Source organism: Arthrobacter sp. EPSL27 (assembly GCF_001512305.1).
Classification (GTDB): Bacteria; Actinomycetota; Actinomycetes; order Actinomycetales; family Micrococcaceae; genus Arthrobacter.
In genome coordinates, this window is sequence record NZ_LNUT01000005.1 from 368,561 (window position 1) to 382,793 (window position 14,233).

Here is a 14,233-nt window from a genome sequence, read left to right on the forward strand (position 1 = left end):
CAATTCCGCCGGCCCTCCAGGTCTGCCGCACCCCACTGCCGGTGCGAACCTGAGGGTATCCAATTGACTTCTGTCAATGCCCGCGGGTGTTGACAAATATTTGCCCCAACGGGTGCCGGATGTGGCGGCGCATCAGGGGCAGGAGTGTCGCCACATATGGATAATGACCAGGTAACAACGGATAACGACCAGAATGTTGTCCCCACTGAAACTGACGAAGCGGCTGTAGTTACCCCGCCGAAGCGCCCGCTTCGGACCCGCCGCAAGCCCCTGCCCAAGGCAGGGACCCCCGCTGAGGAAGCGGAGCCGGTGGCAGCTGCTCCCGCGCAGCTCGACCAGGCTCCCGCGGAGGCCATCGAGGCTGCTCCCGCACCGGAGGCCAAGGCCAAGGCGCCCGCCCGCCGCTCCCGCGCCCGCAAGGTCGCCGAACCGGCCGAACCCCTGCCGGCCTTCGCAGACACGGCCGCAGCAGACGCCGCAACCGATGCCGCAGCCGTCTCCCAGCCCGCCGGGGATGCCGACACTGCAGCCGCTGAGGTGGCTGCGGCCGCTCCGGTGGAGAAGCCGGTCCGCCGCCGCGCCAGCCGCGCCAAAGCCACCGCTCCGGTGGTTGAGCCCGCCGCGGAGCCCGCCGCCGCCGAAACCGCGGAAACCCCCGCCGCCGAAGCCGCCGCGCCTGCCGCCGTCGAGCCCGCTGCAGAACCCGTCGCAGAAGAGGCCCCCGCCGCAGCAGCCGAGACGCCGGCCGCGGCCCCCTCGCTCTTTATGGAGCCCGGCGCTGTGACCTCGATGATTTTCCAGGCCCCCGACCTGACCGCCGTCGTGCGCCCGACACCCGCCGCCGCGGCGGAAACCGAAGACGACGAGACGGAAGCCGAGTCCGACGACGACGCCGGCAACCGCCGCCGCCGCCGCAGCCGGGGACGGCGCGGCCGCAGCGGCCGCGCCGGCGGCGAGTCCGACTCCGAGAACGACGCCGAGGACAACAACGACGAAGCCGACGAGGTGTCCGAGGGTTCACTGGACGAAGGCGTGACGTCCCGCCGCCGCCGGCGCCGCCGCCGTGGCGACCAGGACCTTGAACTGACCGGCGGGGGAGACGACGATCCGCCCAACACGGTGACCCGCGTCCGTGCGCCCCGCACCGCCGCCGAGGCACCCGTCAGCAACCGCGTCACCTCCCTCAAGGGCTCCACCCGTCTCGAAGCGAAGAAGCAGCGCCGCCGTGAATCCCGCGACACCGGACGCCGCCGCACCGTCATCACCGAGGCCGAGTTCCTGGCCCGGCGCGAATCCGTCGACCGCCAGATGATCGTCCGCCAGCGCGACGACAGAATCCAGATCGGCGTCCTGGAGGACGGCGTCCTGGCCGAGCACTTCGTCTCGAAGACCCAGCAGGACTCCCTGATCGGCAACGTGTACCTGGGCAAGGTCCAGAACGTGCTGCCCTCCATGGAAGCCGCCTTCGTCGACATCGGACGCGGCCGCAACGCCGTGCTCTACGCCGGCGAGGTCAACTGGGACTCCGTCAACCTTGAGGGCAAGCAGCGCCGGATCGAAAACGCGCTGAAGTCCGGCGACTCCGTTCTGGTCCAGGTCACCAAGGACCCGGTCGGCCACAAGGGTGCCCGCCTGACCAGCCAGATCTCGCTGCCCGGCCGCTACCTCGTGTACGTTCCCGGCGGTTCCATGACCGGCATCTCCCGCAAGCTGCCCGACGTCGAACGCAACCGCCTCAAGCGCATCCTCAAGGACCGACTGCCGGAGGATGCCGGCGTAATCGTCCGCACCGCCGCCGAGGGCGCGTCCGAGGAAGAGCTGACGCACGACATCAACCGGCTCCGGGCCCAGTGGGAAGGCATCGAGGGCCAGTCGACGTCCACCAAGATCCTTGCCCCGGAACTGCTCTACGGCGAACCCGACCTGACCATCAAGGTGGTCCGTGACGTCTTCAACGAGGACTTCTCCAAGTTGATCGTCTCCGGCGAGGAAGCATGGGACACCATCGAGGCGTACGTCACCTACGTGGCGCCGGACCTGGTGGGCCGGCTGGAGAAGTGGACCAAGGACACGGACATCTTCTCGGCCTGGCGCATCGACGAGCAGATCCACAAGGCGCTGGACCGCAAGGTCTTCCTGCCCTCCGGCGGATCCCTGGTGATCGACCGCACCGAAGCCATGACCGTGGTGGACGTCAACACCGGCAAGTTCACCGGCAGCGGCGGCAACCTCGAGGAAACCGTCACCAAGAACAACCTGGAAGCGGCCGAGGAGGTCGTCCGGCAGCTGCGGCTCCGCGACATCGGCGGCATCATCGTGATCGACTTCATCGACATGGTTCTCGAATCGAACCGCGACCTGGTGCTGCGCCGCATGGTGGAGTGCCTGGGCCGGGACCGGACCAAGCACCAGGTGGCCGAGGTGACGTCGCTGGGCCTCGTCCAGATGACGCGCAAACGGATGGGCACCGGCCTGCTGGAAGTCTTCGGCGAGCAGTGCGAAGCCTGCGCCGGCCGCGGCATCGTCACCCACGACGAGCCCGTGGAACACCGCCGCGCCAACGTTGTTGCCGCCGAGCACCACGTGCCGCGGGCCGAGCAGCAGCAGCAGCCGGCCGCGCGGACCGAACGCAAGAGCCGCCGCCGCGGCAGGGGAGGCCAGGGCGCCGAGCCCCAGTCCGCCCCGGCCGCCGTCCACGCCGAGCCCACCGAGGCCGAGCGTCACGCGAAGGCCGAGGCCACCCGCGCCGCCCTGGCGAACATCGCCGCAGCAGCGCACGCCGCACACCTGCACGACGGCGAGGCAGCCACCGGCGCTGATGCCAAGACCCGCGAAGCAGCTGTGGAAGCCGCTGTCGAGCTGGCTAAAACCGAGGAAGCCGCCGGGCGCCCCGCCGCGGTGCTGACGTTCGGCGGCGAGCAGGTAGCCCTGCCGTTCGTGGAGCACGCGGACGAGGCCACCGCGCCTGCCCTGACCCTGGACCTGCTCACCGAGGCGTTCGCACACCTGGGTGCAGCCGAGGCAGCCCCGGGAGCGTCGGAGCCCGCAGCCCAGGCGCCGGCGGCCAAGGAGCAGGAGCCCGCAGCCCAGGCACCCGCCGCCAAGGAGCAGGCACCACAGGCTGCCCAGGCGCCAGCGGTCAAGGAGCAGGCACCCCAGGCGCCTGCACCGCAGGAACCGGCGGCCGGCACGTCCCGCCGCGGCCGCCGCAACCGGAGCGCCAGCCGTGCCCAGGGTGCAGCGAATGAGACCTCGGTGGAGCAGCGCCAGGAAACCCGGCAGGCCGTTGCCGGTGCAGTGCACGAGGCCAAGGCTCCGGCCGCCGCGGCACCGGCGGCCAAGCCGGCCGCCAGCGAGCCCATCATCCTGGGCGTCGGGGTACCCGCCTCGGAGCTGTAGCCCGGAGCAGGCCAGCAGCAAGGCCGCGGGCGCGGCCCGGACGCGTAGCACTACGCAAAAGTCCGGGCCGCGCCCGCTCCTTCGTTAAGGGATGCGGCTAGGCTGGGACCCTGACACGGGGTGCCGCGCATCGAGCCGGCTGAGATCCAGACCCGTTGAACCTGTCCGGTTAGCACCGGCGAAGGGATGTCTCGCTGTGACCACTTCCTCTTTCCTGCCCGTTTTCCCTGCCAAGGCGCCGGCCCCCATCCCTCGGGTGCTGTCCATCGCCGGCTCCGACCCGTCCGGCGGAGCAGGCATCCAGGCCGACCTCAAGAGCATTGCCGCGCACGGCGGCTACGGCATGGCGGCCATCACCGCCCTGACCGCGCAGAACACCCGCGGCGTCACGGCCGTCCACGTTCCCCCGGCAGGCTTCCTCACCGCGCAGCTCGACGCCATCAGTGAGGACATCACCGTCGACGCCGTCAAAATCGGGATGCTGGGCGATGCCGCGGTGATTGACGCCGTCCGCAGCTGGCTCGGGAAGGCGCGCCCCGCCGTCGTCGTGGTGGATCCCGTGATGGTGTCGACCAGCGGCGACCGGCTGCTGCAGGAGTCCGGCGAGGCAGCGCTGCATGCCCTGCTGCCGTACGCGGACCTGATCACGCCCAACCTCGCCGAGCTGGCGGTGCTGCTCGGTGAGCCGTGCGCCCGGGACTGGGCCGCCGCGCTGGAGCAGGGCAAGCGGCTCGCCGCCCTGACGGGGACCACGGTCCTGGTGAAGGGCGGCCACCTCGACGCCGGCGGGTCCGGCGGTTCCAGCAGCTACGGCGAGGCCGGCCCCGGCGGAGGGTGCCCCGACGCGCTGGTCAACACCGCCGGGCTGCTGGCCCGGGACGTTGTGGTGGTGCCGGGGGAGCGGGTGCCCACCCGCAACAGCCACGGCACCGGATGCACCCTGTCCTCGGCCCTGGCCACCGTCCAGGCCGCGGCCATCCTCCAGGCCGGGAACACGCTGCCGGCGGCGGGGGACTGGGAGGCGGCGCTCCGCGTGGTCAAGCCGTGGCTGCAGGAGGCGCTGCGCACGTCCGGGGAGCTCGACGTCGGCACCGGCAGCGGGCCGGTCCACCACTTCCACCACGTGCAGCCGCACACCCGGGACCACGGTGCCGCCGCCGCCGCCCGCGGGCCCGCCGCGGGTGAGTTCGCCGCCGCGCTCCGGGAAGCGGCTGGCGGTGACCTTGACGCGATCTACGGCCTGGACTTCATCAGGGGCCTCGCCGACGGGACCCTGGCGCAGAAGGAGTTCGCGTACTACCTCGCCCAGGACGCCCTGTACCTCAACGGCTATTCGCGGGTGCTGGCCCGTGCCGCCGCGATGGCCCCCACCGAGGCCGAGCAGCTGTTCTGGGCCCGCTCCGCGCAGAACTGCCTGGAGGTCGAATCCGAGCTGCACCGGTCCTGGCTGGACGGCCGGGCCGCCGGAGTCAAGCCGGGCCCGGTCACCAAGTCCTACGTCGACCACCTGCTGGCCGCCTCGGCCTCCGGCAGCTACCCGGTGCTGGTGGCTGCCGTGCTGCCGTGTTTCTGGCTTTATGCCGAGGTAGGGGAGGCGCTTCACGCCCGGTTCGTCGCCGCCGGCGCACCGGAGGTGCACCCTTACGCGGAGTGGCTGCGCACCTACGCCGATGAGGAATTCGCCGCCGCCACCCGGCAAGCCGTGGCCTATGCCGACGCCGCGGCCCGGGCGTCGTCCGCGGGGGAGCGGGACGCCATGGTCCTGGCCTTCCGGCAGTCCTGCCGCTACGAGGTGGACTTCTTCGACGCGCCGAGGCTGCACGCCTGACGGTGCACGCCCGGGGCAGCCTGTACGATGGGTGGGCGCGGTTCCGGAAGTCGTTGCGGCACGCCCTGTCCATGCGGGGTGGCGCCTATCACGTACCTCCCTCCGGAGCCAGCCTCATTTGCGGCCGAAGGCAAAATTAGCGTAGTCTAGATCTTCGGTGCTTACGCCAACACTTGGGTTATGACCTTGAGGACGCTCCATCCGACTACGGATGTGATTGTCTTCGGGATAGCTCATGGGTTCCCCCGGGGAATCCACCGGCGTAGAGGCACAGCGTGAGCCGGACCAAACACTTTGGCCCCAGGTTCCGCACGCAAATCTAGTAATAAACGTCGAGAGAAGTGAGTTCCCCAGTGGTGTACGCGATTGTCCGCGCAGGCGGCCGCCAAGAGAAGGTTTCTGTTGGAGACTTCGTTACCCTGAACCGCGTCCCCGGTGGAGCCGGCAGCACCTTTGAGCTGCCCGCACTGCTCCTGGTAGACGGTGACAAGGTCACGTCTGCAGCTTCGGACCTGGCCAAGGTAAAGGTTACGGCTGAGATCCTTGAGGACCTCCGCGGTCCCAAGATCGTCATCCAGAAGTTCAAGAACAAGACCGGTTACAAGAAGCGCCAGGGTCACCGTCAGGAATTGACCAAGGTCAAGATCACCGGTATCAAGTAACTCACCGTTACTGTTCAGGTTTTCAGCAGATTCCCCAGAATTTTAAGGCAGGCATTTCCAAATGGCACATAAAAAAGGCGCGAGCTCCACTCGCAACGGTCGTGACTCGAACGCCCAGTACCTCGGCGTCAAGCGCTTCGGCGGCCAGGTAGTTTCCGCAGGCGAGATCATCGTCCGCCAGCGTGGCACCCACTTCCACCCGGGCGCCGGCGTAGGCCGTGGCGGCGACGACACCCTGTTCGCCCTCACCCCGGGCGCTGTCGAATTCGGCACCCGCCGCGGACGCCGCGTCGTGAACATCGTGGCTGCTGCAGCCGCAGAGTAATACCAAGTCTTAAGTCGGTGGGGCGGGCCAATAGGTCCGCTCCACCGGTGTTTTAACAGCCTTACAATCATCTTGGGCCCCTGTGGGGACCCAAGGAACAGCACTGAGGAGAACCACGTGGCCAGCTTTGTAGACCGGGTAGTACTGCACGTATCCGGCGGTACCGGCGGCCACGGTTGTGTCTCCGTCCACCGTGAGAAGTTCAAGCCCCTCGGCGGTCCCGACGGCGGCAACGGCGGCAACGGCGGCGACGTCATCCTGCGGGTGGACCCGCAGACCACCACGCTCCTGGATTACCACCACGCCCCGCACCGGCACGCCACCAACGGCGGCCCCGGCATGGGCGACTGGCGCGGCGGCAAGAACGGCGAAACCCTGATCCTTCCGGTGCCCGAGGGCACCGTGGTCAAGTCCAAGTCCGGCGAGGTCCTCGCCGACCTCGTGGGCGAAGGCGCCGAATACATCGCCGCGGCCGGCGGCATCGGCGGCCTCGGCAACGCCGCCCTCTCCTCGCAGAAGCGGCGGGCGCCGGGCTTCGCCCTGCTCGGCATCGAAGGCGAGTCCAGCGACATCGTCCTGGAACTGAAGTCCATCGCCGACATCGCCCTGGTCGGATTCCCGTCCGCCGGCAAGTCCAGCCTCATCGCCGCGATGTCCGCCGCCCGGCCGAAGATCGCCGATTACCCCTTCACCACCCTCATCCCCAACCTGGGCGTCGTCCAGGCCGGCGACGTCCGCTTCACCATTGCCGATGTCCCCGGCCTCATCGAGGGCGCCAGCGAAGGCAAGGGCCTGGGCCACAACTTCCTGCGCCACGTGGAGCGCTGCGCCGCCCTGGTGCACGTGCTGGACTGCGGCACCCTCGAAGCGGACCGCGACCCGCTCTCCGACCTCGCGATCATTGAGGCCGAGCTTGAGAAGTACGCCGTGGACATGAGCTACGCCGGCACTGACGGCGAAGTGGTCCCGCTGAACCACCGGCCCCGCCTGGTGGCGCTGAACAAGGTGGACCTGCCGGACGGCAAGGACATGGCGGAGTTCGTCCGCCCGGAACTGGAATCCCGCGGCTACAAGGTCTTCGAGATCTCCGCGACGAGCCACGAGGGCCTTCGCCAGCTGGGCTTCGCCATGGCCGAGATCGTCAAGGCCGCCCGCGACTCGGTCGCCGCGGCCCCGCCGAAGGTGCAGGCCCCGGTCCTCAAGCCCCGCGCCGTCAACGAGTCCGGGTTCAAGATCCGCCGCGAGGAGAAGAACCTGGAGCCGCTGTTCCGCGTCCTGGGCGAGAAGCCGGTGCGCTGGGTCAAGCAGACCGACTTCACCAACGAGGAAGCCATCGGCTACCTCGCCGACCGCCTGGCCAAGCTCGGCGTCGAAACCGAACTGTTCAAGCAGGGCGCCAAGCCCGGCGACATGGTGGTCATCGGCGAGGACGACGGCGTCGTCTTCGACTGGGAGCCCACCATGATGGCCGGAGCCGAACTGCTGGCCTCCCCGCGCGGCACCGACGTGCGCTTTGCCGACATCGGCGACCGCCCCACCCGCGGGCAGAAGCGCGAGGAGCAGCAGGAGCGCCGCGACGCCAAGGCCGCGGCCCGCGCCGAGCTCGAAGCCGAGCGCAAGGCCGGCATCTGGACTGAGTCCGTCAGCGGACGCCGTGCCGCCAAGCCGCTCAAGGAGAGTGGACTGGGCGAAGCAGATGGCGAGTAAAACCGTCTCCGCCCCGGCGCCTGACCGGTCGGTTCTCTCCGGGGCGCGCCGGATCGTGGTCAAGGTCGGGTCGTCCTCGCTGACGTCCATCAAGGGCGGCATCTCGGAGGAGGCCCTCACGGATCTCGCCGACGCCCTCGCGCACCAGCGCAACGCCGGCACCGAGATCATCCTGGTGTCCTCGGGCGCGATCGCGGCGGGGCTCGCCCCGCTGGGGCTGGCGAAGCGCCCCCGCGACCTTGCCACCCAGCAGGCGGCCGCCAGCGTGGGCCAGGGCCTGCTCATGGCCCGCTACACCCACGCCTTCGGCGCCCACGGTGTAACCGTCAGCCAGGTGCTCCTCACGGCTGAGGACTTTATGCGCCGCAGCCAGCACACCAACGCCCTGCGCGCCCTGGACCGGCTGCTCAACCTCGGCGTGGTGCCCGTCGTCAACGAAAACGACACCGTGGCCACGCACGAGATCCGCTTCGGCGACAACGACCGGCTCGCCGCGCTGGTGGCGCACCTGGTCCGCGCCGACGCTCTGGTGCTGCTCTCCGACGTCGACTCGCTCTACGACGGCCCGCCCGCCCACGGCGCCCGGCGGATCTCCCACGTGACGGGCCCGCAGGACCTCGACGGCGTGACCATCGGCCGCACCGGCAAGGCAGGGACCGGCACCGGGGGAATGGTCACCAAGGTTGAGGCGGCCACCATCGCCGCAGGCTCCGGCATCCCCGCGATCGTCACCTCCACCGGGAACGCCGCCGCCGCGCTGGCGGGCCACGACGTGGGAACCTGGTTCTCCGTGAACGGCTCCCGCAAGCCGGTCCGGCTGCTCTGGCTGGCGCACCTCGCCGCCGTGGAAGGCACCCTGGTGCTCGACGACGGCGCCGTCCGGGCCGTCCGGGACCGCCGCACCTCGCTCCTGCCGGCCGGCATTTCCGCCGTGCACGGGCATTTCGAGGCCGGCGACGCCGTGGAAATGGTCTCCACCGACGGCGTGGTGATCGCCCGCGGGCTGGTCAACTACGGCGCCGCCGAGCTTCCGCAGATGCTGGGCCGCTCCACGCGGGAACTCGGCGAATCGCTGGGCCGCGGATATGACCGCGTTGTTGTTCATGTTGACGATCTGGTGCTGGTCTAAGCCTCCTGCTCGCCTAAACTGGAAGCATGACTGAGGCCCTCACCCCCCGCTCCGCTGTGCTCGCCGACAAGCTGTTCGCCGAAGGCCTGATCCCGGCTGAGGGGTCGTCAGTCGACGTCGAGGCTGCCGTCCACGCCATCGCCGACCGCTCCCGGCACGCCGCCCGCCGGATGGCCCGCGCCAACCGGGCGTGGAAGGACCGCGGGCTGCGCGCCATCGCGGCCGCGCTCGGTGAGCACAAGGACCGGATCCTCGCCGCGAACTCCAAGGACGTCGCGGCCGGCAAAGCCAACGGCACGTCCGCGGCCATGCTGGACCGGCTCACCCTCACCGACGCCCGCATCCAAGGCCTCGCCGCCGCCCTCGAAAACCTGGCCAACCTGCCCGACCCCGTGGGCAACGTGGTCCGCGGCCAGACCCTGCCCAACGGGCTGCGGCTGCGCCAGGTCAACGTCCCCATGGGCGTCGTCGCCGCCATCTACGAAGCGCGCCCCAATGTCACCGTGGACATCGCGGGGCTGGGCCTCAAGAGCGGCAACGCCGTGATCCTGCGCGGCGGGACTGCCGCCGCGGCCACCAACGCCGCCCTGGTCACCGTGCTGCGCGACGCCCTCGAATCGGTGGGCCTTCCCGCTGACGCGGTGCAGAGCGTGGACCAGTACGGCCGGGACGGTGCCAACGCCCTGATGCGCGCCCGCGGACGCGTGGACGTGCTGATTCCCCGCGGCGGCCGGGACCTGATCCAGTCCGTCGTCACCAACGCGAAGGTCCCGGTGATCGAGACCGGCGAAGGAAATGTGCACATCTTCCTGGACGCCTCCGCGGACGAGGAAATGGCCGTGGAGATCCTGCTGAACGCCAAGACCCAGCGGCCCAGCGTCTGCAACACCGTGGAAACCCTGCTGGTCCACTCCGGCTCGACCGTGCTGCCCGCAGTCGCCGCCGCCCTGCGCAACGCCGGCGTCACCCTGCACGCCGACGACCGGATCCGGGCCGCCCTGCCGGCATCGGTGGACTCGGTCCCCGCCACCGACGAGGACTGGGCCACGGAGTACATGGACCTGGACCTCGCCGTGGCGATGGTGGACAGCCTGGACGACGCCGTCAAGCACATCCGCACGTGGTCCACCGGCCACACCGAGGCCATCCTGACCAACGACCTGGGCAACGCCGAGCGGTTCATCGCCGAGGTCGATTCGGCGGCCGTAATTGTGAACGCCTCCACCCGCTTCACCGACGGCGGAGAGCTGGGGCTGGGCGCCGAGGTGGGCATCTCCACCCAGAAGCTGCACGCACGCGGTCCGATGGGGCTGACGGAACTGACCACCACGAAGTGGATCGTCCAGGGTGAAGGCCAGATCAGGGCCTAGCAACGCTGTAACATGGAACAGAAGTCCGGAACGGCGGGGATATCCGCCGTCGTCAACTCTTGAACTCACTAGGGGAGAACATGCTCTCGCAGCAGATCGCCACCATCGTCGCCGCCGCCGGCGAATCAGGCCACGAGGAACTCGCACCGCTGATCGCGCCGCCGTTCGTCATCGGCGGCATCATGTTCGCCATCATGCTGATCATGCTGTTCGTCACACTGTCCTACTCCAACCTCGGTAACCGCCACGAAGCCGTCGAGGAGCACGCGGACCCGCACCGCCAGCACCCGAACAAGCACGATCACGGCCAAGGTCACTAATATTTCCGCCCCCGGAAAGCAGGCCGGCGCCACGCGCCGCCTGCGCCTGGGTGTGATGGGTGGCACGTTTGATCCCATCCACCACGGGCACCTTGTCGCCGCGAGCGAGGTCGCAGCGGAGTTCGACCTGGACGAGGTGGTGTTCGTCCCCACGGGACAGCCCTGGCAGAAGATGAGCAAGAAGGTCAGCGAGGCCGAGCACCGCTACCTCATGACCGTCATCGCCACGGCCTCGAACCCCCGGTTTACCGTCAGCCGCGTGGACGTGGACCGGCCCGGGCCGACCTACACGATCGACACCCTGCGCGACCTGCACACCCTGCGCCCCGACGCGGACCTGTTCTTCATCACCGGAGCCGACGCCCTGGCCCAGATCCTGTCCTGGAAGGACATCGACGAGCTGTGGTCCCTGGCCCATTTCGTCGGCGTCACCCGGCCCGGCCATGTCCTGGACGGGATGGGCCGCAAAGACGTCAGCCTCCTGGAAGTGCCCGCCATGGCGATCTCCTCCACGGACTGCCGCTCCAGGGTCGCGGCCGGGAGTCCCGTCTGGTACCTCGTCCCGGACGGCGTGGTCCAGTACATCGCCAAGTACAGCCTGTACGGCGGCGACCCGGAGTACGGTGACACCTCCGCCGGCAATGGCGCCGCACGCTATGACCGAAGTACCGAGATAGCCCAACCCGCCAGCACCGAATGAGTTTGCAATGAGTCAGGAACAGCCACCAATCCGCAGCCGCCGCGAACTGCGGAAGGCCAGAGATGAACGCCAGGAAACGGGCCGGGATACCGGAACCCCGGGTCCCGGCGCGGTGCCCCCTGCCTCAACCGGCGCTGCCGCCGACGCCCGCCCCGGCGAGCCCTCCGAGGCGGAAATCACCGGCCGCCGGCGCATCCCGGGTCCCGCGGACGCGGTCCGCACACCCGCCGGCACCGAGCGGTCCTCCCAGGTCCGTGCCCGGGACCGGGCCACCCTGCGCACCATCAAGGAACTTGCGGAAAAGGAAGGCCACCTCGCCGGTGGCGGACCGCCCACCCGCCGCCAGCTCCGGCTGCTGCAGCTGGCCGCGGAAACGGCCCCGGCCACCTCCGCCAACCTCATCGTCCCCGCCTCGCCGCGCACCCGGGCCACCCCTGTCGTCCCGCAGCCCGGCGCGCCCGGAGCGAAGCCTGGCGCCCCGGGCAGCAAGCCCGGTCCGGGCGGCACCCCGCCCGTGGAAAAGGCCGACGGCGGCCCTGAGTCCGCCGCGGACACCAAGCCCGCCCCGGGCACACCTGCCGGCCAGGGTCCCGCCGGGATGTCGGTGGAACAGGCGCTGGCTGCCCGCGAACTCCTCGCAATGCAGGCCCACAACCAGCTGGCCAAGATGGAACACATCAACGCCACGGACCCCGACGCCGTCGATCCTGCCGTCCTGGCCGAACAGATCGCCCTCGCCGAGCGGGCTGCTGTGCTGAACCGGCGGGCGGCGGCCAAGCAGAAGCTGGCTGAACAGAACAGCAAGCCCGAACCCGTCCGGAATGATCCCACCACGGCCAACAACCTGGCCATGGTCACCCCGCTGGAGTTCGTCGAAGTCCCCGGCATGGAGCGGCCAGTCCTCAAGCGCCCTGCCACGTCGTACGTTCCGGTGGTCACCAACCCGAGCCCCCGGGTGGAGCCGCCGCGCAAGCCGGGCGGGCGCCGTCCGGCATCCTCCCGCCAGCGTTCCGCAGCTGCCCCCGGCACCCGCGGCGGTGTCCTGGCCCGCGCCGAAGCCGCCGCCAAGGCTGCCGCCGCGCCCCAGGACGCGTCACGGCCCGCTGCGGGGGACCCCGCAGCCGCCCGGCCCGAAGAGGACTTCACCGGCAGGACGCCCGTCGCCGCCAATGCCGCGTACGGCCTGGATCCCCTGGACGCGGCCACCGCCGGCCTCGGCAGGGCCCGCCGCCTGCGCCTTGTGCAGCTGGTGGTGCTGGCCCTCGGCATCATTGCGCTCATCGCCGGAATCACGCTGATCATCACCGGGCTCTCCGGCTAAGACACCCCGCACCGGCCCGGCTGCCCGGGCCGCCTTCCGCATTGATAACAACCCAAGATTTTCACCCAACAAGGAGTCCCGTGACTGCAACAGATTCATCCATCGCCACAGCCCGCCACGCAGCCCGAGCTGCCGCGGAAAAACTCGCTGAGGACATCGTCGCCATGGACGTCAGCGAACGGCTGGCCCTGGCGGACGTCTTCCTCATCGCCTCGGCGCCGTCCGAGCGCCAGGTCAACGCCATCGTTGACGGCATCGAGGACGAACTGTCCAAGTTCGACCTGAAGCCCATCCGCCGCGAAGGCCGCTCCGGCGGCCGCTGGGTCCTGCTGGACTACGGCGACGTCGTCATCCACGTCCAGCACGAGGAAGACCGCGTCTTCTACGCCCTGGAACGGCTCTGGAAGGACTGCCCCGTCGTGGACCTCCAGCTCGCCGACGACGCCTCGGCGAAGGCGGCTGCAGCCTCCGAATCGGAGTAGCGGCCGCACCGCGGGAGCGGAATATGCCCGATTTGGAATTTTCCAAAAGGCTGTTCTAAGATATTTGAGTTGCTCCGGAGAGATCCGGACAAACAACCGGAGCCCGAAGCGCATGCTGACGGAGTCGGAGCAACGAAAATTCGGGGCTGTGGCGCAGCTGGTAGCGCACCTGCATGGCATGCAGGGGGTCAGGGGTTCGAGTCCCCTCAGCTCCACCGGATGATCCGCCGGAATCGAAAGATTCCGGCGGATTTTTTTATGGGTTTTTCATCGGCGGCAGGGGCTGGAGCCGCCGGCACCGCCCGTCGTTTGCCGCTTTCCGGACCTTTTCCGGACGGCTGTCATGTCGATTAGCGGAAACCGGAATTGTGGTCTAAGGTAATCAGGTTGCTTCACGGAAAACGGTTCCTCGCGGGACGGTTTCCAGACAACTTCGGGGCTGTGGCGCAGCTGGTAGCGCACCTGCATGGCATGCAGGGGGTCAGGGGTTCGAGTCCCCTCAGCTCCACCGAAAAAGGAGGTCCTGCTCGCTGAGCAGGGCCTCTTTTGTTGTAACTGCACGCGGGGCCGACCGCCCCGGCCTGGGGCGTGACGCCTGAAGGCCCGGGCCCCGCTCGACTACCATGGGGGAGTGACCCAGACCCTGCCGCCGTGCCCCGAATGCTCCAGCGAATACACCTACGAGATGGGGGCACTCCTGATCTGCCCGGAGTGCGCGCATGAGTGGCCGGCCGCCGCGGAACCGGAGGCCGGAGAGCCCGAACCGAAGCCAATCAAGGACGCGGTGGGCAACGTCCTCGCCGACGGGGACACCGTCACGGTCATCAAGGACCTCAAAATCAAGGGCAGCTCCACCGTCATCAAGGTGGGCACCAAAGTCCGCGGCATCCGGCTGGTCAACGGCGTGGGCGACCACGACATCGACTGCAAGGTGGACGGCGTCGGGCCCATGCAGCTGAAGTCCAGCGTGGTCAAGAAAATCTGACCGGG

General features: G+C 69.4%; 12 protein-coding genes, 2 tRNA genes and 1 riboswitch. All 14 genes read left to right on the top strand.

Going from position 1 to position 14,233, the window contains the following annotated elements:
- The first annotated feature begins 156 nt into the window (after window positions 1–156).
- The 14 genes from AR539_RS12655 to AR539_RS12720 all read left to right on the top strand — a co-directional run bounded on the left by AR539_RS12655 (window position 157) and on the right by AR539_RS12720 (window position 14,228).
- A complete protein-coding gene (locus tag AR539_RS12655) occupies window positions 157–3,399 on the top strand; it encodes an Rne/Rng family ribonuclease (protein WP_066437414.1) in 3,243 nt (1,080 codons plus the stop codon).
- A 106-nt stretch (window positions 3,400–3,505) separates the two neighbouring features.
- Window positions 3,506–3,603, top strand: a riboswitch (TPP riboswitch).
- A complete protein-coding gene (locus AR539_RS12660; protein ID WP_066437417.1) occupies window positions 3,596–5,227 on the top strand; it encodes a bifunctional hydroxymethylpyrimidine kinase/phosphomethylpyrimidine kinase in 1,632 nt (543 codons plus the stop codon). (Overlaps the previous riboswitch by 8 nt.)
- 353 nt (window positions 5,228–5,580) lie before the next feature.
- On the top strand, window positions 5,581–5,889 hold the full coding sequence (rplU, locus tag AR539_RS12665; RefSeq protein ID WP_024368343.1) for a 50S ribosomal protein L21: 309 nt from the start codon (window positions 5,581–5,583) through the stop codon (window positions 5,887–5,889).
- A gap of 61 nt (window positions 5,890–5,950) precedes the next feature.
- Window positions 5,951–6,214, top strand: coding sequence for a 50S ribosomal protein L27 (gene rpmA / locus AR539_RS12670; protein WP_009372867.1), 264 nt, complete (start codon window positions 5,951–5,953; stop codon window positions 6,212–6,214).
- Between the two features lie 117 nt (window positions 6,215–6,331).
- Window positions 6,332–7,921, top strand: a complete 1,590-nt coding sequence (obgE, locus tag AR539_RS12675) for a GTPase ObgE (protein WP_066437420.1) — start codon at window positions 6,332–6,334, stop codon at window positions 7,919–7,921.
- Window positions 7,911–9,050, top strand: a complete 1,140-nt coding sequence (gene proB, locus AR539_RS12680) for a glutamate 5-kinase (RefSeq protein WP_066439954.1) — start codon at window positions 7,911–7,913, stop codon at window positions 9,048–9,050. Before obgE ends, proB begins: the two co-directional genes overlap by 11 nt.
- Before the next feature lie 26 nt (window positions 9,051–9,076).
- A complete protein-coding gene (locus AR539_RS12685; protein ID WP_066437422.1) occupies window positions 9,077–10,420 on the top strand; it encodes a glutamate-5-semialdehyde dehydrogenase in 1,344 nt (447 codons plus the stop codon).
- An 80-nt stretch (window positions 10,421–10,500) separates the two neighbouring features.
- Window positions 10,501–10,740 (top strand): hypothetical protein, encoded by a 240-nt coding sequence (locus AR539_RS12690; protein ID WP_066437427.1) that lies wholly within the window; start codon window positions 10,501–10,503, stop codon window positions 10,738–10,740.
- A gap of 55 nt (window positions 10,741–10,795) precedes the next feature.
- Window positions 10,796–11,440 (top strand): nicotinate-nucleotide adenylyltransferase, encoded by a 645-nt coding sequence (nadD, locus tag AR539_RS12695; RefSeq protein ID WP_066439955.1) that lies wholly within the window; start codon window positions 10,796–10,798, stop codon window positions 11,438–11,440.
- Between the two features lie 7 nt (window positions 11,441–11,447).
- Window positions 11,448–12,761 carry a hypothetical protein gene (locus AR539_RS12700; protein ID WP_066437429.1) on the top strand — a complete coding sequence of 438 codons (1,314 nt, stop codon included), beginning with the start codon at window positions 11,448–11,450 and terminating at the stop codon, window positions 12,759–12,761.
- A gap of 80 nt (window positions 12,762–12,841) precedes the next feature.
- Window positions 12,842–13,243, top strand: a complete 402-nt coding sequence (gene rsfS / locus AR539_RS12705) for a ribosome silencing factor (RefSeq protein WP_066437432.1) — start codon at window positions 12,842–12,844, stop codon at window positions 13,241–13,243.
- A gap of 142 nt (window positions 13,244–13,385) precedes the next feature.
- Window positions 13,386–13,458: transfer RNA gene (locus tag AR539_RS12710), tRNA-Ala, on the top strand.
- 220 nt (window positions 13,459–13,678) lie between these two features.
- Window positions 13,679–13,751, top strand: a tRNA-Ala gene (locus AR539_RS12715).
- Window positions 13,752–13,874: 123 nt separating this feature from the next.
- Window positions 13,875–14,228: a zinc ribbon domain-containing protein YjdM gene (locus tag AR539_RS12720; protein WP_082699352.1), complete on the top strand. Its 354-nt coding sequence runs from the start codon at window positions 13,875–13,877 to the stop codon at window positions 14,226–14,228.
- Window positions 14,229–14,233 lie beyond the last annotated feature (5 nt).